A 17,843-nucleotide genomic window follows, 5' to 3' on the forward strand; every position below is an offset into this window, starting at 1 on the left:
TGCCTCACTGCGCACTTATCAGTACAACTGCCGCGGTGACCAGCATATTGATCAGGGTCAGCGGCAAGCAGACTTTCCAGCCAAACGACATCACCTGGTCAAAGCGCGGGCGAGGCAGGGAGGCCCGCAGCAGGATGAAGAACACCATGAAACAGGCGGTCTTCAGGGCAAACCAGATGAAGGGGGGCAGCCAGGGGCCGTGCCAGCCACCGAAGAAGAGGGTCACGATGAGCGAGGAGATCAGCACGATGCCGATATATTCGCCCACGAAGAAGAGACCCCACTTCATCCCCGCATACTCGATGTGATAGCCGTCGGCGAGCTCCTGCTCGGCTTCTGGCTGATCGAACGGGTGACGGTGGGTGACGGCGACACCGGCAAACAGGAAGGTGACAAAGCCCAGGATCTGGGGCACCACGTTCCACAAGTCTGCCTGTGCCTCGACGATATCCCGCAGGTTGAAACTGCCGGTCTGGATCACAATCCCCATCAGGGAGAGCCCGAGAAACACCTCGTAGGAGAGGGTCTGAGCCGAGGCGCGCAAGCTGCCGAGCAATGAGTATTTGTTGTTGCTCGACCAGCCGGCGAACAGCACCGCATAGACCGCCAGCCCTGCGATGGCCAGGATGTAGAGCAGCCCCACATTGAGATCCGCCACGCCCCAGGTGGGGGTGATGGGCACCACCGCAAACGCCAGAATAAAGGCAGTGAAGGCGATGATGGGGGCCAGGATAAAGATCCGCCGATCAGCGAACGGCGGGATCCAGTCCTCCTTGAAGAACATCTTGATCATGTCGGCAGCCAGCTGGAGCAGACCAAACGGCCCCACCCGGTTGGGGCCGTAGCGATCCTGCCACAGGGCCAGCAGACGGCGCTCGATGAAGCTCATGAAGGCGCCTGCCCCCACGATCCCCACCAGCACAATCAGTGCCTTGCCCACCTCCAGCAACAGATCGATCAGCGACTCGCTCATGCGATCACCTCCTGCAGGTTAGTGATTGAGGCTTGTTGCAGGGCTGTCGGCAGGCCGTTCACCCCAAGGGGCAGCCCCACCAGACCGGCGCTCAGCTGCTCGCTAAGCCGCAGACGCAGTTGCCAGTGGCTACCGCCCCAGGAGAAGGAGACCTGACTGCCCCCGTGGAGGGCCAGACGCTGCGCATCAAGGGGATTGAGCACCAGCTCGGGTTCGTTCATCCGGGCCTGAATGACCGGGCTGCGAGCGGAAAGCTCCTCGCCGCCAAACAGCTGGGCATAATTGACCACTTGCAGCGCCTCTGCGGCCTTGAAGGGGGCGGGGATGGTGGTGAACCAGCCGAGCAGCTCCTTGCCTTCTGCCTGCGGGTCTGTTGCTTCCAGCAGACGGCGACCCGGATCGCCAGCACGCAGTTTGCCACCCACTTCATCCTGGAACTTGTTCCAGGCGGAGGGAGAGTTCCAGCCCGGCGCCCAGGCGAACGGTACTTGCGGCAGCGGCTGACGGGCTCCGGCATACCCTTCCATGGAGAAGTTGAAGGGGGAGTCGGGATCTTGCGCTACCCGTGGCTCGCTGACGTTCTGATCCGCCAGCATGGAGGTGCGACCGCTGTAGCGGTGAGGCTCGCGGGCCAACCGCATGCCACGGATCCGCAAGCCTGCGTTGGGCGCCGCTTCCAGCATGGTAGCCAGCAGCGGATTGCTGGTGGCGCAGTCATGGTTGACCTGGTCGAAGTTCTGCCAGCGCAGCGGCTTGCGTTCGATCGCCCCTTGCAGCGCCGCCAGCCAGCGCCACCCTTCACGCACCTGAATATCGGCGTTGTAAAAGGCGGGTGCATAGACCTGGAAGAAGCGCTGGGCGCGCCCTTCCATGTTCACCAGCGTGCCATCGGCTTCGGCAAAACTGGCCGCTGGCAGCACCAGATCAGCCTTGTTGGCGGTCGGGGTCGCCTGATGGTCGATGACCAGCAGGTGCTGCAGCCGTGCCAGCGCAGCATCCACCCGGTTGCGCGGCGCGCGGCGGTAGAGATCGTTCTCCAGGGCAACCAGCGCCAACCCCTCTTCGGCCTCGATGCGCGCAAGGGCGGCTTCGAGCGGCTTGTCTGACAAGGTTTGAGCGCCCAGCATGGCCAGCCCCAGCGAGTTGGCCTCCTGGCCAACCAGCGCGATGTTGGCTTCCAGTCCTCGGCCTTTCAGGGCGCGGGCAATGTTGCTGGCCGCCTCAAGCAGCGCCACATCGCGGGCAGTGGAGCCTGCAATGATGAGCGGCTTCCTGGCGTTGCTGAGCAGCTCGGCCCAGCGAGTCGCTTGTGCCTGCTGCTCGGGGCAGAGGTCGCTCACGGCCGGTGCACTCGGGTCGAGCAGGTGGGCGATGGCAAAGCCAAGGCGCGCCTGATCGGCATAGGGGGCGTGCAGCTTGTCGGCCGCCACATCGTCAAGACGGGTGGTGTCGAGACTGGTGATGAGCAGCGGGTAGCGCTCGTTCTGACCCAGGGTCTGAACGGCGGCGACTTGCCACAGATCGACCTTCATCTTGCGGGCCAGCTCGCGAGCCTTGCCCTTGACCGACTGACGCAGCGCCAACGCGATACGGGCTGCGCTCATGGTGACATCTTCACCCAGTACCAGCACTGCGTCAGCCTCTTCCATGTCCCGCAGGCTCGGGGTCGGCACGCCGCCCTGTTGCAGGATCTGCAGCATCTTCAGCTGACAGGCCCATTCGGCCTGCTCGACGCCTGCGTAGAAGTTGGCTTCACCCACCAGCGCGCGCAGGGCAAAGTTGCTCTCCAGCGAGGCGCGGGGCGAGCCGATGCCGATGAGGCCGCGGGCACTGCGCAGGGCATCTGCGGCGCGGTTGAGGGCGCCATCGACTGTGATGGTCAGCTGGTTGTTGCCATCTTTGAGCAGCGGTTGGCGCGGGCGGTCGGCCAGATTGACGTAGCCATAGCCAAAGCGGCCACGGTCACAGAGGAAGTAGTGGTTGACGCTGCCGTGGAAGCGGTTTTCGATACGGCGCAGCTCGCCATAACGCTCACCCGGGCTGATGTTGCAGCCCACGGAACATTGCTGGCAGATGCTGGGGGCAAACTGCATGTCCCACTTGCGGTTGTAGCGCTCGGAGTGGGTCTTGTCGGTGAAGACGCCGGTGGGGCAGACCTCCACCAGGTTGCCGGAAAATTCGCTCTCCAGGGTGCCATCCTCGACCCGCCCGAAATAGACGTTGTCGTGGGCACCGTAGACCCCGAGATCCTCGCCACCGGCATAATCCTTGTAGTAACGGACGCAGCGGTAGCAGGCGATGCAGCGGTTCATCTCGTGACCGATGAAGGGGCCCAGCTCCTGATTCTGGTGGGTGCGTTTGGTGAAACGGTAGCGACGGCTGTTGTGGCCGGTCATCACCGTCATGTCCTGCAGGTGGCAGGCGCCGCCCTCTTCACACACCGGACAGTCGTGAGGGTGGTTGGTCATCAGCCACTCCACCACGCTCTTGCGAAATTCTTTAGCCTCTTCATCCTCGATGGCGATGTAGCTGCCATCGGTGGCCGGGGTCATGCAGGACATGACCAGACGACCGCGTTTGTCATCGGCATTCTGATACTGTTTGACCGCACACTGGCGGCAGGCGCCAACGCTACCCAGCGCCGGATGCCAGCAGAAATAGGGGACGTCCAGACCCAGCGACAGACAGGCTTGCAGCAGGTTATCTGCCCCGTCTACCTCGTACTCTTTGCCGTCTACATAAATGGTTGCCATACAACTTCCCTGAAACCTGTTTTGTGAAATCTGTGGTGTCGTTACCAGCGCTCGCCCAGCAGATTGGGCTGGATCCCTTTGACCGGCTTGCGGTTATCACTGCTGCCTTTGATCCCGGCCTCGAATTCGGAGCGGAAATATTTGATGGCGCTGGCAAGCGGCTCGACGGCGCCCGGTGCGTGGGCGCAGAATGTCTTGCCCGGGCCAAGGAAACCGCAGAGTTGTTCCAGAGTCGCCAGATCGCCGGATTGCCCTTCGCCACGCTCCAGTGCCCGCAGCAGCTTGACGCTCCAGGGCAGGCCGTCGCGGCAGGGCGTGCACCAGCCACACGACTCGCGGGCGAAGAACTCCTCCATGTTGCGCAGCAGGGAGACCATGCTGATGGAGTCATCCACCGCCATGGCGAGGCCAGTCCCCATCCGGGTACCTACCTTGCCGATACCGGCGGTATACATCTGGGCATCGAGGTGCTCCGGCAGCAGGAAGCCGGTGCCCGCGCCGCCCGGTTGCCAGGCTTTCAGGCGATAGCCGCTCTTCATCCCGCCGGCGTAATTTTCAAACAGCTCGCGGGCGGTGATGCCAAAGGGCAGCTCCCAGACCCCGGGGTTGTTCACCTTGCCGGAGAAGCCCATCAGCTTGGTGCCGTGATCTTCCGAGCCCGGCAGCGCCAGCCCGTGATACCAGGCGACTCCGTTGCCGATAATGGCGGGGACGTTGCAGAGGGTTTCGACGTTGTTGACGCAGGTGGGTTTGCCCCAGACGCCGGAGACGGCGGGGAAGGGGGGTTTGGCGCGCGGGTTGGCACGGCGCCCTTCCAGCGAGTTGATCAGTGCTGTCTCTTCGCCACAGATGTAGCGACCGGCGCCAGTGTGAACAAACAGCTCGAAGTCAAAACCCGAGCCCAGAATGTTCTTGCCCAGCAGACCGGCGGCCTTGGCCTCTTCCACCGCGCGGCGCAGGTGGATGGCGGCATCAACGTATTCGCCGCGCAGGAAGATATAGCCGCGATAGGCCTTGAGCGCCCGGGCACTGATGATCATCCCCTCGATCAGCAGATGGGGCAGTTGCTCCATCAGCAGGCGATCTTTCCAGGTGTTGGGCTCCATCTCGTCGGCGTTGCAGAGCAGGTAACGGATGTTCATGCTCTCGTCTTTGGGCATCAGCCCCCACTTTACACCCGTGGGGAAGCCCGCGCCGCCACGCCCCTTGAGACCGGCATCCTTGACGGTACTGACAATCTCGTCCGGGCTCATCTGGCCGAGCGCCTTGCGCACCGCTTCATAGCCCTGTTTGGCCTGATACTCCTCCAGCCACACCGGCTGGCCGTCATCCCGCAGCCGCCAGGTGAGCGGGTGGGTCTCGGGGGCTCGCGGGGTGCGATTGGCGGTGCCAAGAGAGGCGAGGATCTTGTTTTGCGGCAGGCTCATGGGTAAGCCTCCAGGGTTTTCAGCAAGGTCACCGGATCGAGGCCGCCATAGGTGTCGTCATCGATCATGATGGCTGGCCCCTTGTCGCAGTTGCCAAGACAGCAGACCGGCAGCAGGGTGAAGCGGCCATCCGGGGTAGTTTGACCGGGGCCGAGGTTCATCACCTCCTTGAGACCGGCCATCAGCTCTTCATGGCCATTGATGTAGCAGACCATGCTGTCGCAGACGCGGATGATGTGACGCCCCACCGGCTGGCGGAAGATCTGGCTATAGAAGGTGGCGACCCCCTCCACGTCGCTGGCGGGAATGCCGAGCTCGGCCGCGATGGCGTGAATGGCGCCGTCGGGTACCCAGCCTCTGGCCTGCTGCACGATCTTGAGCGCTTCGATGCTGGCGGCGCGGGGATCTTCGTAGTGGTGTTTCTCGTGTTCGATGGCATCGCGTTCAGCCTGGCTCAGAACGAAGTCGTCCTGTTTGCTGCTGCATGCCCCTTGCCCCTGTGGGGTCTGATTATTGTGACACTGACATTGCTGGCTCATGACTTGACCTTTGGTGGCTTGTCCTTTTACTGCTCGTCCGGCGATCCCAATTCCCGGCCATGGCCGGGAGGCGGGATCACTTAACGGTCCACATCCGACATAACGAAATCGATACTGCCCAGATAGACGATGAGGTCCGACACCATGCTGCCCTTGATCACCGAGGGGATCTGCTGCAGATGAGCAAAGCTCGGGGTGCGGATCCGGGTCCGGTAGCTCATGGTGGAGCCGTCACTGGTCAGGTAGTAACTGTTGACGCCCTTGGTCGCCTCAATCATCTGGAACGACTCGGCAGCGGGCATCACCGGGCCCCACGACACTTGCAGGAAGTGGTTGATCAGGGTCTCGATGTGCTGCAGGGTGCGCTCTTTGGGCGGCGGTGTGGTGAGGGGGTGATCCGCCTTGAACGGCCCCTCCGGCATGTTCTTCATGCACTGCTCGATGATCGACATGCTCTGGCGGATCTCCTCGATCCGCACGGTGGCTCTGTCGTAGGCATCGCCATTGCTGCCGACCGGCACTTCAAAGTCGAACTGATCGTAACCGGAGTAGGGACGCCACTTGCGCACGTCGAAGTTGAGGCCGGTGGCGCGCAATCCGGCCCCCGTGGTGCCCCAGGACAACGCCTGCTCGGTGGTGTAGGCAGAGACGCCGATAGTTCGACCGCGCAGAATGCTGTTGCGCATCGCCGCTTTTTCGTAATCCATCAGACGTTTGGGCAGCCAGCTCAGCAGGTTGTCCTGCACCAGCCGTTGCCATCCCTTCGGCAGGTCGTGGGCCACACCGCCGATACGGAACCAGGCCGGGTGCATGCGGGCACCGGTGATCGCTTCGATGATGGTGTAGATCTTCTGCCGGTCGGTGAAGGTGAAGAAGACCGGAGTCATGGCCCCCACGTCCTGGATATAGGTCCCGAGGAACAAGAGGTGGCTCTGGATGCGGAACAGCTCCGCCATCATCACCCGGATCATGTCGACCCGCTGCGGCACCTTGATGCCGGCCAGCTTCTCGACCGCCAGCACATAGGGGAGGTTGTTCATCACCCCGCCCAGGTACTCGACCCGGTCGGTATAGGGGATGTAGCTGTGCCAGGACTGGCGCTCGCCCATCTTCTCGGCGCCGCGATGGTGGTAGCCGATATCGGGCACGCAGTTGCGGATCTCTTCGCCATCGAGCTGCAACACCAAGCGGAAGGCGCCGTGGGCAGAGGGGTGGTTGGGGCCGAGGTTGAGGAACATGTAGTCCTCGTTCTCGTTGCCGCGGGCCAGTCCCCACTCTTCCGGTTTGAACAGCAGGTTCTCCTGCTCCATGTCCTGTTTGGCGGCATCGAGCATGAAGGGATCGAATTCGGTAGCGCGCGCCGGGTAATCCTTGCGCAGCGGGTGACCCTGCCAGCTCTTGGGCATCATGATCCGGGTCAGATGGGGGTGGCCATCGAAGGTGATGCCCATCAGATCCCACACTTCCCGCTCGTACCAGTTGGCATTGGGGAAGTGGTTGGTGATGGTGGGCAGATGCAGGTCACTTTCGGCCAGCGCAACTTTCAACATCACATCGGCGTTACGGTCGATGGAGATGAGGTGATAGAAGACGGTGAAATCGCTCTGGGGCAGACCGTCGCGATGGCTGCGCAGCCGCTCATCGGTGGCGCTGAGATCAAACAGCATCACAAACGGGGAGGGCACCTTGCGCAAAAAGCCCATCACATCCTGCAGCAGTTCGCGGGGAAGCCAGACCACCGGCACGCCGGTGCGCGTGGTCTGCACGGTGAAGTGCTCGGCCCCGAAGTGGGCAAACAGTTCGCCAATGACTTTGGCATCCTTGTGGTCGCTGGGCTGCCACTGGGCCATGGCGTAATTGCTGGGAAAATCACGAGTCAGTTTCATGGTCAGATCTCATCCGGCGTGCGCAGGTTGGTCACATTGATCCGTTCGCCGCGCTTGCGCTCTTTTTCGGCCTGCATCTGGGGACGGTAGATCCCCTGATCGCCCACTACCCAGGAGAGGGGGCGGCGCTCTTTGCCGATGGAGTCCTGCAGCAGCATCAGGGCTTGCAAAAAGGCTTCGGGACGGGGCGGGCAACCCGGAATGTAGACGTCGACCGGCAGGAACTTGTCCACCCCCTGCACCACGGAATAGATGTCATACATGCCGCCTGAGTTGGCACAGGCCCCCATGGAGATCACCCACTTGGGTTCGAGCAACTGTTCATACAGGCGCTGGATGACTGGCGCCATCTTGATGAAGGGAGTCCCTGCTATCACCATGAAATCGGCCTGACGGGGCGAGGCACGGATAACTTCGGCGCCGAAGCGGGCCACATCGTGGGGGGAGGTGAAGGCGGTACACATCTCCACATAGCAGCAGGAGATGCCGAAGTTGTAAGGCCAGAGGGAGTTTTTGCGGCCCCAGTTGACTGTGTCTTGCAGCACCTCCTCGAGGCGGCCCATCATGATGCCGCGCGTCGCTTCTTGCGCCAGTGGGTCATCGACGGTCTGGCGCTGCTCCTGGGGGTAGCGCTCAACGGGTGCATCCGGGTCAATCCGGGTCAGGGTGTACTTCATGGTGCAACCTCAAGGAAAGGGTCTGTGGTTCAATCACTGTTTTTGTTGTTCAGCTGCGGTTTGCGCGGTGACCAGTCCAGTGCGCCGATGCGCCAGAGGTAGATCAGGCCGATAAGCAGCAGTCCGATGAAAATGGTGGCTTCAATAAAGCCGACCCAGCCACTCTCCCGCACGGAGACAGACCAGGCAAACAGGTAGAGCGCCTCGACGTCGAAGATGACGAAGAACATGGCGACCAGATAGAACTTGGCGGAAAAACGCAGGCGGGCACTGCCGACCGAGTCGACACCAGATTCAAATGGCTTATTCTTGGTGCGGCCGTAGGCACGACCCCCCAGCAGGGCGGCGAGGCCTATCATCACCAGACAGATGGTGATGGCACCGATGACATAAATGGCAAACGCCCAATGTTGAGCAGAAATATCAGCAAACATAGAGGTTTTCCCTAACCGAATGAGTTATGTGACTTAACATTGATGCTACGCATTATGACAGCTTGGTGCTGATTTACATGCCATTTTTACGAGTTAATTATTAATCTGTTAACTGGAAATTAAATTCTGTTAAGGAGCGCACTTTTTTACTGGTTATGGCAGGCAGGAAAGACTTGGAAAGAGCAGAGAGCTGCTCCTCGTTATCACCTGAAAGGGGTAAATGCCGAGAGTGAAGCCCGGTCTGCTCGGTATTACGGGTAGGGAAAGCTGGGGTGAGAAAAGTGGGGACGGGTGAGACGGGTACGATCAAAAGGCAATAAAAAGAGAGGCTTTCAAGCCTCTCCTGTCATCGTGTTCCGGTTTCGAGCGTGGGGCGGTCAGGGTTTATTGGCGACCAGCAAGACCTGATCCGGGTAGGCGCCAATGGAGCGAAGACCGATATCTCCCGAGGTGATATCCAGATACGCCCGCTGACCATTGGCGGAGGTTACCGTGCTGCTCATCAGATAGACATAGCCCTCATTGACCTCTTTACCGCCCCCCGCCATGGCGCGCGGGAAAATGGCTTCATTGAGAGAGGGCTTGTAGCAGGCGTGCTCGACCAGGGTCGCCAGCTCCTTGATGTCGGGCAGGCGCCACTGGCTGATACCGCCGAAGTGATAGAGAGCATGGCTGCTGTCACTGCGGATCCGCTCCGCCACTTGCAGCCCCTGCTGCCAGTAGTAAACGGTCGGTTCACCCAGGCAACTGCTGCCACTCCATGTCTGCCCCAGTTTGCAGCGCATCCAGGTGAGGCCGGTGTGTTGATCCGTGACGGTGCCGTTGCCATGGTCAAGAAAACGGGCAGAGGGGGCGGTGCGATCCATGGTGTCATCACAAATGGCAGCACCGTGGGCCAGGGGGGCCAGCAGTGCCAGCATGGCGAACGAAAAGCGATAAAGGCTCATGATATTCCTCGGATTATTGGGGAGTGGCGACCAGTCGTACCTGCATCAGCTCGATATAGGTATCTTGCTGCACCAGCGCGGGATAGGTGGTGCCCGCATCTTCTCCCAGGAGCAGGACTGTGCGTTTGCTGATGGGGCCACCGGAAAAGCGCTGGGCGGTGTTGCTGGTGGCGCTCCAGTAGTAGCCATGGTAGGTGTCATCTTCCGAGGAGGCGATATCCGGGAAGTAGCGGGTATCTACGATGATGCGCTGACCCAGCGGGTCCTTGGCCAGGCTACCGTAGTGCATCAGTGACATCAGCTCACCCATGGTGGGCAGCCGCCACTGGCTGATGCCGCAACGCTGCTCGCCATTGAGCCACTGCTGATACGCGCGGGTGGTCAGCATGGTGGTCAGCGCCTGTGCCCGGGCGAGGGCCGCCAGATCTCCTTCGGCGGTGAGCTGTTCGATCCTGTTATGAATATGCTGGTAGGCCGCTTGCTGCTCGCCTGCGGTCGCCTTGAACTGCTCATCCTCATAGGCAAAGGGTCTGCTTTTCCAGGCCGGACTCAAGGGATCGTCCGATTTGACCTCCCACACCAGACCGGTATTGAGATCCTTGACGCACTGCCAGCTCGGCGCGTTGTCGGGGAGCACCTGACCGCGATCATCGAGTTTGCGATAGGCAAGCTGGGGACGAGTGCGATTCCAGCTGGCATCTTGTCCCGGATAGTCATCGGGTTCCTGTTCCAGCAGCGGGTCGTTGCCATCGCTGAAGGTGGTGACGCCGGTGACGGTCAGCAGGTTGCGTGGCTGCTGCTGCACCAGCAGGGTCAGCAGCTCGCTTTGGGTCTCTTCAGCAAACTGGCCGTTGCGCTGCCACTCCTGAGCCAATTGCGCCAGCATCAGGCTGATGGCGCGATAGCTGGTGGTGAGCAACTGGGTCTCCTTGGCGGTGGCAAGGCGTGTGCGGGCCTGTTGCTGCAAGCTGATCGCCACCTGCTGTAGCGCCTGATCAAACTGGCCTAGACCTGCGAGGGCCGCGCGGTCGCTGCCCGGTTGCAGCGGCGCGAGATCGGCCAGCAGCTGCGTCAGTGCGCGATCGGCGGCCACCCCTTCGGCAATGCGGCTCTGCCACAGGGTGCTGAGCAGGGTCGGTTGTAGCCGTTGTGGATCCCCTTTGGCAGCCGGATGTGCCAGCAGCAGGCCTCCGCTCCTCGGTACGAACAGCAGGGGCGAGTTGACGATGTTGGCCGAACGGCTGACCAGGGCCACAACTCCTTCGCCGCTGACGGCAGGGTCGGCAGGATCACATTGCCAGTTCTGATCCAGATCGGCGCACAGGGTTCCGGCAGTCGGCAGGGCGACATCGACCCGGTAGTCCGGGATCGCCAGTGGTGCGTTATCTTCCCCGCCGCCACAGGCGCTGAGCAGGGCTGAGAGGGTTGCAATAACCAGTACGGATTGTTTCACTTCACATTCCTTGATTCGGTCACAGGTTCACGGGGGCGGTAACCCCCGTGGTACAGGATTCAACGGCGCGGGGTGCTCCGGCGCCAGAGGCGGGGCCAGAGGGCCAGCAACAGCAGCAGGGGGGAAGCCGTGCCGCCACCCCCTTCATCCTGCTCAAGGGGAATGATGCCGGTGTTGGGCAGGGCTTCATCCTTGTCGCAGCGGGCGCCGACTTGCTGGGCTACCCGCCAGTTGCGCAACTGACCGGTGTCACCGGCGCTGGTGTCGTTGATTTCCAACAGCCAGCGGCCAGCGAGCGGTTCGCCGTGCAGCTTATCGAGTGATTCGAACGGTACCAGTTCACGGGGGAACTCCCCTTTGAGCCGGGTATGGCTGGCGTAACCCTTGTTCCACAGGCTGATCCGGGTGCCGTAAGGGGAGGTGAGCCAGATCTCCAGCTGCTCCAGCTTGCTGTGCTCCAGATCGAGGGCGACCACGAATCCGCTGTCGATGCGGGCCTTGCTCTCGGGCAGGGTGAGAGTGAAGCGGGACAGGCCGTGCCGTTCATCGCTCACCGCATCCTTGATCTGGCCACCCTGGCCGATGGCCCGCTGCCAGAGCGGTTCACCGATCGGCAGTTGCAGGTCAAGGCGGGTCTGGCGCTCGGTGGGGCTGGGCAGGGTGAGCTGGAACTGCAGCGGCAAGGTGACTGCCTCGCCACAGGTCAGATTGCTCGCTGCTTCCAGCGGCATGGTCCAGCGGGCGGTGCCATCGGCGTTGAGCTCTCCTTGCCAGTGACCATCACCCATGAGCCCCTTGCTCGGGAGCAGGTTGGCGTCAGCCACGGTCAGGGGGCGGCCGCTCTGGTTGGTCAATTCGATGGCGAGGCTCTTTTTCTCCCCGGGCAACAGGTAGCTGTCATCGGCAAGGCGGGCCGCGATGGGCGTGGGCAGCAGGGCGTGGTGGCGGAAGGCCTGCTCCAGCAGCTTGCCATAGCTGCGATCCGGATAGAGGCGGTTGGCGGTATCCACGGTGACCCGCGCCAGCTGGGGCATCCGCACCTGCGGGCCGAGGCCGAAGTGAGATTCAATCAGCAGGGTATCGAACTCGTCACGGGCTACCTCGCCATACTGTTCAACGGCCTGGCGCAGCGCGGTGAAGAGCGGGGTGCCCCACAGCTGGTCGCCGTTGCTGCCGTTGATGGTGAGGTGAGCCGGATAGAGGAAGCCCGGATGATAGCGCGCCCGCAGATCATCGAGCTGACGGGGCGTCCGGCCGCTTATCCTGGCATCCCAGTTGAAGACCATGAAAGGCTCGAACTGGCGAGCCTCTGGACTACGCTGGCGCCAGCTGGCGGCCAGATAGTCGCTAAAGCCCTCGCCGATGGCGCCCCAGTCACCCTCTTCTCCCATGTCGGGCAGGATATGGTGCTGCACCGCATGGCCAAACTCGTGCCAGATCACCATGGGATCTTCCGCGTCGGGCACCCCTATCCGGCCAATTTCCAACCGGCGCAGGAAGGGGTCATAGAGGGAGTTGTCCTGCTCCCCGGCATCGGTATCGATGGCCAGGGGGCCGCCCATCAGCGTTGGGTAGCCAAGGGATTCCACATGGCGCTGGGCCAGATCCAGATGGTAGTAGCCATTGATATCGAGGAAGGCGGGCTGCTGGTGATCCAGCTGGAAGCCATCGGCATCAGGGCTGCTAAAGGGGGCAGTTTCCGGCGCCGTGCCATCCACGACCCGGGCGCGTGGGCCACTCAGCTGGTAGGTGTCATCCACCTTTTGTACCCTGAGCGGCACGGTGCGATAGGCCCCGTTGTCCAGCACCAGATCGTGGCGCCACAGCAGGTTGCCATCTTGCAGTTGGGTGCGTGGGTCGAGGGCAAAGATGCGGGCCTGCACCGTAGCCGCTTCCCCTGCCAGCGGGATCGCTTCGGCACGGGTGTTGGCCTCTTGCAGCGTGCGCCCCAGCAGGGCGCTGCCATCGCAGGTGACAAACAGTTGCCAGTAGCTGCTCTTGCTGTTGCCCGGATGGCTTTCCACCGCCAGCAGACGCCAGGCCGCAGTCAGGGTGTCGCCATCCTGCCAGTACCAAGGCTGGGCTTCGTCACTGCCAGCGAATTGCCACACCGTACCATCCAGCGTGGCGGTATAGGCATCCACCCCGGCGCGGCTTGCTTCATCACATGGCGTCGCCTGTGCCTGCATCAGCCGGGTATTGTGATAAAGGCGCCACGGGCGACCCTGCTCATCGAGACTGACGGCGGCCATCAGGCCGGCGATCGGTGCGCCATTGAGCTGCTGGCGATAATGCAGATAGTGGCCCAGCTTGCCTTGGCGCTGATAGGCCGGGGCATCACTCAAGGTGACGCCGAGCTGCTGTTCGAGCCAGAGGCGGGTATCGGCCGGGGCGTCCTGTTCGACAAAACGCAGTTCGGCGGCCTGAGTGGAAAAGCCAGCCAGCCCCAGCAAGAGGGCGGGCAACAGGGGTTTCATAGTGGTACTCCCAATCAGCGGCGGGGTCATTGGTTGATCCCCGCCAGATGCAACAAGAAGGCAAATTCACGAGCCCGATCGCCACCACCGGCGCGGTGGCCCCCCTCCAGTTCGGTCAGCAGCAGGTAGGGGCCGGAGCCCGTGCTGTGCTGCCGCAGGCGGGCCAGCCACTTGACCGGCTCCCAGTAGGGGACCTGGCTATCGTGCAGGGCGGTAGTGACCAGCAGGGGCGGGTAGGGGGCGCGCTGCAGGTTGTCGTAGGGGCTGATGCGACGCATCGCCTGATACTCTGCGGGCTTGGCCGGGTTGCCCCACTCCTGATACTCCTGACGGGTCAAGGGGAGGGCAGGATCGCTCATGGTGCCGAGCATATCGACGAAGGGAACCTGCAACACGGCGCCGCTAAAGAGTGTCGGTTGCTGGTTGAGGGCCGCAGCAACCAGCGTGCCCCCCGCGCTGCCCCCCATGGCAAACAGGGGCAGAGGGGCTGAGTCGGGTGACCAGTGGCGCAGGGTGTTGCCGGCAGCGATAAAGTCGCTGATACCGTTCTGCTTGTGGATGCCCCGCCCGTCGCGGGTCCACTGCTCCCCCAGCATGCCGCCGCCGCGCACATGGGCGATGGCGTAGACAAAGCCCCGATCCAGCAGGCTCAACAGCTCTTTCTGGTAGTAGGGGCGCATCGGCGTGCCATAGGCGCCATAGCCATAGAGCAGTACAGCGCGAGGGGCCAGATCTTTGCGCCACACCAGCGAGACAGGCACCCGGGTGCCATCGGCAGAGGTGATCCAGCGCCGCTCGCTCTGATAGGGCAATGCTTTATTGCCTGCGGTGTGCCGGTCGTTGATCCACTGGCCGCTGTTCAAATCCAGCCAGCGTTGGCCGGGGGGCTGGCTCAAGCCCTGACTGCGCACCAGAATACGGTCGCTGGCCGGGTCATGTTCTCCTTGTAGCCAGCCGGTTCCGGCGCCACTGGCCAGCGGCAGGCGCTGGCGTTCATGGCCGTTGCGATCGAGCAGGGCGAGCCAATCCTCCCCCTGCTGGCGAAACTGCACCACCAGATGGCGATCAAACAGTCGCCACTTTTCGGGATCGCCGAGATCCTCCCCTTTGGCGGGCCACAGGCGCTGCCACTCACCGAGCGGCGTGCTGGCTGAATAGAGGGCAAACGCCCCCTCCCGGTTGCTCTTGATCACCCAGCCGGATTGGCTGTCCAGATAGTATTCCACCCCGCGCTGGCGGGGTTTGACCTGCTGCGGCTTGCCCGAGTCGAGCAGGTACTGCTCCGAGCTATCGTGGTTGTTGCCCTGCAACACCAGATGCTGGCCATCCGTGGTGCGATAGAGGCTGAGCAGCCAGGCGGGATCCTGCTCCTCATAGAGAGTCTGCTCCTGGCCATCCTGCCAGCCGCGCAGCTGCCAGGGGCGCAGGGTGTAGTGCTCGTTGGCGATGGTGTAGAGGGTGCGACCATCTTGTGACCAGGCGAGATTAGCGCTGCGCTGCGCCAAACTGGCCAGCGCCTTGCCGCTCTGGAGATCGAGCAGGGTGACCTGATAGTCGAGATCGCCGCGCCTGTCTTCGGCGATGGCCAGTGTGCGGTTATCCGGGCTCAGTGCCCAGCCGCCCGCTTCGTAATAGCCCTCACCCGCTCTGGCGGGAAGCCGCTGCAGCACCTTGCCCCCGTGGCGTTGCCAGAGTGAGCCATCCGGGCGCAGCTGCCATGCCTGATCGCCGCGGACAAGCCAGTTGTCTGGCACAGATTCCCCCGCCGGATGGCGGGCAAATTCGGCGCGCAAGGTTGCTTCCAGCGGCTGCTGCGCGGCGAGTTGCTGCTCGCTCCAGCGATTTTGCTGCTTGAGCAGGGCGAGAATGGCCGGGTTGCTACGGCTCTCGTCCCGCAACCAGAAGTAGGGATCCTGGCGTACGGGATTGCCTGAAATCAGGTGCGATTGGGACGGGATCGGCGGTGGCAGAGTCTCTTGCGCCCACGCCAACGGGGCGGCCAACAGGGCCGCCATGATTGCATGATGTTTCATCACATCCCCACGAAACGGTAGCTGAGGCTGGCTGACAGGTAGCGGCCGCTCTGGCTGTAGAGGGAGGTATCGCTGCCAGCCGGAAGTCCGGCCACATCCTGATAGCGGACGTAGCGGGTATCGAGCAGGTTGCCGATGGTGGCATTGACCTTGAGCGCCTCGGTGATCTGCCAGTCGCCGGTGAGATCCAGACTGAACCAGCCTGCGCTGCTCTGGCAGGCACCGTTGTAGCCAGTCTGCGCATTGGCGCACTGGGGCACCTTGGTCATGGCGGCGGCATAGTTGCCACTGAGCTCAACCCCCCAGTCGAGCTGTTGCCAGCGCAGGGTGGTGTTGCCTTCCAGCGGTGTCTGGGTGCGCAGCGGCTCACCGCGGTGATCCTTGCCATCCATCCAGGCCAGATTGGTCGAAAGCTCCCACTCGTCGCTCAGCCAGAGGCTGGCGGCCAGCTCGGCGCCCCAGGTTTCTGCTTTGGCAACGTTGCGATATTGGCGCAGGAAGACACCGTCATCGAGGCGAAAACCGGTCTGGCGCCAGTCGATGAAGTTGTAGTAGCGGTTGTAGAAAACGGCCGGTTTGACGCTCCAGTTGTCGCTTTGGCCATTCACTCCCCACTCCAGACTGTGGCTGGTCTCCTCCTTGAGGTTGGGGTTGGCAATGATCTCGAATGGCGGCATGGCAAAGTAGTGGGGAATGTTGCCGTAAACCTGATCGTAAGCGGGGGCGCGGAAGCCGTTGGCATAGCTGAGCCAGCTGCGCCATATCTCGTTGAAGCGGTAACTGGCCGCCACACTGGGGGAGATGTGGTCGCTGTGGTTCTCAGCCAGATTGCTGTCCGGTGCGCGCAGGCGCTGGCGGTCAAAGCGCAGGGTCGGGGTAAACTGCCAGCTGCCCAGATCGATCACATCGCTCAGCCAGATGCCATCGCGGCGGGTCTCGGCCTTGCTGAAGGGGGCTTTCTGACCCTGGGTGGTGATGCCATCTTCCAGGGTCAGATTGCTGACCGGTCGCTCGTGGTTGGCCTGCTCCACTTCCACACCGTAGCTGAAGGTGTGATCCAGCGAGCCGGTGCTCAGCTTGCTCTGCAACTCCAGCTCACTGCCAAGGCGCAGCTCCTCGAACGTGGAGAGGGTGCGCTGGCTGCGATATCTGGGATAGCCGCTCAGGGCATCGTTGCGCAGCAGCTGGCGCTGGTTGGCTTCGTTGCGTGACTGGTTGCCAAACAGGCTCCAGTTGAGGGTATCGACCATGCCCAGATCGTTGGCTTCCCAACTGAACTTGCCGCCTTGGGTGCGCTGATCGCCATCTTCCTGAAAACCGACCACATCCCAGCTGCCATCGGGTTGGGGCACCGCCTTTGGGCCCATCTGGCGTTTGGCGTGATCCTCGTAGTAGTCCAGCTCCAGCCGCAGAGCGTGATGGGCATTGAGGGGGAGGCGGCTGCTGGTGGAGGCACTCATGCCATCCAAATCAGCCGGAATGCGGTTCTCCTCAAAGTTGGCGGTTTCGTTGCCACGCCAGCCGGAGAGGCGCAACAGATGTTCGCTCTCCAGTGCCCGCACCGCGCCGGTCATGCTGAGCTTCTTCTTGTTGCTGTCGCCACCGTAGAGGGTTTTGGCCGCCAGATAGCTATCTTGCTGTTGCAGATAATCTTCTGGCTGCTTGGTATTCATCACCACGGTGCCGCCGATGGCATCGGAGCCATGCAAGGAGGAGCCGGCCCCCTTGGCCACCTCAATCTGCTTGATGTCATCAAGGTCGAAGTTGAAGCGACCTACCTTGTCATTGATGTTGTCGGCGCCAAAGCCGTCGCTGACGCGCACTCCATCCTTGATCAGCAGGATACGGTTGCCACCGATGCCGCGCACGCTGATGTTTTGCGGTCGCCCGGCAGAGCCGGTGACCGAGACTCCGGGGATCTTGCGAAACACATGAGTCAGCTCGCTGGCGACCTGACGGTCCAGCTCTTCCTGGGTGATGACGGTGATGGAGCCGGAAACATCGGAGAGTTTCTGTTGTACCCGTTGCCCGGTGACAATGATGGTGTCGTCGCTGCGAGCCTTCTCCACAGGGGGAAGATCGGCCGCGCCAGCGGAGGCACACAGGAGTGCCGGCCATGCCTGAAGCAGTTTGTTCATAATGATAATTGTTTTTATTTAAGCCTGAGGGGCGGCATTATTGCAGAGGCCTGACCACTTGACAATAAATGGCAATCATTATCATTAAGATCTTATGGTGTTGATA

General features: G+C 62.1%; 12 protein-coding genes. All 12 read right to left on the reverse strand.

Annotated elements, in window-relative coordinates:
* Window positions 1-4: 4 nt before the first annotated feature.
* Window positions 5-973 carry an NADH-quinone oxidoreductase subunit NuoH gene (gene nuoH, locus I6L41_RS04260; protein WP_204383034.1) on the reverse strand — a complete coding sequence of 323 codons (969 nt, stop codon included), beginning with the start codon at window positions 971-973 and terminating at the stop codon, window positions 5-7.
* Window positions 970-3,726 (reverse strand): NADH-quinone oxidoreductase subunit NuoG, encoded by a 2,757-nt coding sequence (gene nuoG, locus I6L41_RS04265; protein WP_216962198.1) that lies wholly within the window; start codon window positions 3,724-3,726, stop codon window positions 970-972. Before nuoG ends, nuoH begins: the two co-directional genes overlap by 4 nt.
* Window positions 3,727-3,767: 41 nt before the next feature.
* Complete coding sequence (gene nuoF / locus I6L41_RS04270; RefSeq protein ID WP_216962202.1) at window positions 3,768-5,153, reverse strand: NADH-quinone oxidoreductase subunit NuoF; 1,386 nt, start codon at window positions 5,151-5,153, stop codon at window positions 3,768-3,770.
* Entirely contained in the window at window positions 5,150-5,692 is a 543-nt protein-coding gene (gene nuoE, locus I6L41_RS04275; RefSeq protein WP_005344912.1) for an NADH-quinone oxidoreductase subunit NuoE, read from the reverse strand. The genes nuoF and nuoE overlap by 4 nt, the downstream gene beginning before the upstream one ends.
* A gap of 80 nt (window positions 5,693-5,772) precedes the next feature.
* Entirely contained in the window at window positions 5,773-7,578 is a 1,806-nt protein-coding gene (gene nuoC / locus I6L41_RS04280) for an NADH-quinone oxidoreductase subunit C/D (RefSeq protein WP_040067274.1), read from the reverse strand.
* Between the two features lie 2 nt (window positions 7,579-7,580).
* Complete coding sequence (locus tag I6L41_RS04285) at window positions 7,581-8,255, reverse strand: NADH-quinone oxidoreductase subunit B family protein (protein WP_005344917.1); 675 nt, start codon at window positions 8,253-8,255, stop codon at window positions 7,581-7,583.
* A 29-nt stretch (window positions 8,256-8,284) separates the two neighbouring features.
* Window positions 8,285-8,689 (reverse strand): NADH-quinone oxidoreductase subunit A, encoded by a 405-nt coding sequence (locus I6L41_RS04290; RefSeq protein WP_005344919.1) that lies wholly within the window; start codon window positions 8,687-8,689, stop codon window positions 8,285-8,287.
* A gap of 377 nt (window positions 8,690-9,066) precedes the next feature.
* Window positions 9,067-9,636 carry a DUF1566 domain-containing protein gene (locus I6L41_RS04295; RefSeq protein ID WP_005351118.1) on the reverse strand — a complete coding sequence of 190 codons (570 nt, stop codon included), beginning with the start codon at window positions 9,634-9,636 and terminating at the stop codon, window positions 9,067-9,069.
* A gap of 13 nt (window positions 9,637-9,649) precedes the next feature.
* Complete coding sequence (locus I6L41_RS04300) at window positions 9,650-11,089, reverse strand: DUF1566 domain-containing protein (RefSeq protein WP_216962205.1); 1,440 nt, start codon at window positions 11,087-11,089, stop codon at window positions 9,650-9,652.
* 59 nt (window positions 11,090-11,148) lie between these two features.
* On the reverse strand, window positions 11,149-13,596 hold the full coding sequence (locus I6L41_RS04305; RefSeq protein WP_216962208.1) for a proprotein convertase P-domain-containing protein: 2,448 nt from the start codon (window positions 13,594-13,596) through the stop codon (window positions 11,149-11,151).
* The gene (locus I6L41_RS04310) at window positions 13,593-15,599 is read right to left on the reverse strand and encodes a prolyl oligopeptidase family serine peptidase (RefSeq protein WP_216962211.1); all 2,007 of its coding nucleotides are present in this window, start codon (window positions 15,597-15,599) and stop codon (window positions 13,593-13,595) included. The genes I6L41_RS04305 and I6L41_RS04310 overlap by 4 nt, the downstream gene beginning before the upstream one ends.
* Window positions 15,599-17,737, reverse strand: a complete 2,139-nt coding sequence (locus tag I6L41_RS04315; RefSeq protein ID WP_216962214.1) for a TonB-dependent hemoglobin/transferrin/lactoferrin family receptor — start codon at window positions 17,735-17,737, stop codon at window positions 15,599-15,601. The genes I6L41_RS04310 and I6L41_RS04315 overlap by 1 nt, the downstream gene beginning before the upstream one ends.
* Window positions 17,738-17,843: the final 106 nt, after the last annotated feature.

It is taken from the genome of Aeromonas sp. FDAARGOS 1411, from assembly GCF_019047125.1.
GTDB lineage: Bacteria > Pseudomonadota > Gammaproteobacteria > Enterobacterales > Aeromonadaceae > Aeromonas > Aeromonas veronii.

Bases quoted from the DNA above. Each gene is read 5' to 3' on its own strand.
- nuoH (WP_204383034.1), bottom strand. From the start codon at position 973: ATGAGCGAGTCGCTGATCGATCTGTTGCTGGAGGTGGGCAAGGCACTG.
- nuoG (WP_216962198.1), bottom strand. From the start codon at position 3,726: ATGGCAACCATTTATGTAGACGGCAAAGAGTACGAGGTAGACGGGGCA.
- nuoF (WP_216962202.1), bottom strand. From the start codon at position 5,153: ATGAGCCTGCCGCAAAACAAGATCCTCGCCTCTCTTGGCACCGCCAAT.
- nuoE (WP_005344912.1), bottom strand. From the start codon at position 5,692: ATGAGCCAGCAATGTCAGTGTCACAATAATCAGACCCCACAGGGGCAA.
- nuoC (WP_040067274.1), bottom strand. From the start codon at position 7,578: ATGAAACTGACTCGTGATTTTCCCAGCAATTACGCCATGGCCCAGTGG.
- I6L41_RS04285 (WP_005344917.1), bottom strand. From the start codon at position 8,255: ATGAAGTACACCCTGACCCGGATTGACCCGGATGCACCCGTTGAGCGC.
- I6L41_RS04290 (WP_005344919.1), bottom strand. From the start codon at position 8,689: ATGTTTGCTGATATTTCTGCTCAACATTGGGCGTTTGCCATTTATGTC.
- I6L41_RS04295 (WP_005351118.1), bottom strand. From the start codon at position 9,636: ATGAGCCTTTATCGCTTTTCGTTCGCCATGCTGGCACTGCTGGCCCCC.
- I6L41_RS04305 (WP_216962208.1), bottom strand. From the start codon at position 13,596: ATGACCCCGCCGCTGATTGGGAGTACCACTATGAAACCCCTGTTGCCC.
- I6L41_RS04310 (WP_216962211.1), bottom strand. From the start codon at position 15,599: ATGAAACATCATGCAATCATGGCGGCCCTGTTGGCCGCCCCGTTGGCG.
- I6L41_RS04315 (WP_216962214.1), bottom strand. From the start codon at position 17,737: ATGAACAAACTGCTTCAGGCATGGCCGGCACTCCTGTGTGCCTCCGCT.